Origin of the sequence: Mycobacterium sp. E2699 (genome assembly GCF_001666745.1) — a bacterium.
In the GTDB taxonomy this organism is placed as follows: domain Bacteria; phylum Actinomycetota; class Actinomycetes; order Mycobacteriales; family Mycobacteriaceae; genus Mycobacterium.
Genome location: NZ_LZJH01000119.1, coordinates 1 through 583 on the forward strand (window position 1 = coordinate 1; position 583 = coordinate 583).

1 pseudogene is annotated in these 583 nt (G+C 69.0%); it reads left to right on the plus strand.

The features are described from left to right. Nucleotides 1-583, plus strand: a pseudogene (locus tag A5696_RS28065) (hypothetical protein); the annotation flags it as partial.

The window sequence follows — 583 nt, forward strand, 5'->3', positions numbered from 1 at the left end:
AGGCCATGGAGCCGGTCCGGGCGGGCTTCGACGAGCTGGGCGCCGCGCTCAAGCCGCTCGCGGACGGGGTCGACCTGTTGGTGACGGGCCAGACCTACCACGGGGTGGTCGCGAATGTCGCCGAGTACTACGACATTCCGGTCGCAGGGCTGCATCACTTCCCGGTGCGGGTCAACGGTCAGCTCGGTGTCCCCTTCCTGCCGTCACCGGCGCCCGTGGTCCGCACGACACTGACGGCCGGCTGGTGGCTGTACTCGCGCATCACCAAGGCGGAGGAGGACGCGCAACGCCGGGAACTGGGTCTCCCGCCGACGACGGTTTCGGCGTGGCAACGGATGGCCGAAGCCGGAACGCTGGAGCTGCAGGCCTACGACGAGGCGGTTTTCCCGGGGCTCGCGGCGGAATGGAATGGCAAGCGGCCCTTCGTGGGTGCGCTGACGCTGGAGTTGGGCGCGGACACCGATGACGAGGTCGCGTCCTGGATCGCCGCGGGAAAACCGCCGATTTACTTCGGTTTCGGCAGCACGCCGGTCCAGTCCCCCACGGAGACGGTGGCCATGATCGCCGACGCCTGTGCCGAGTT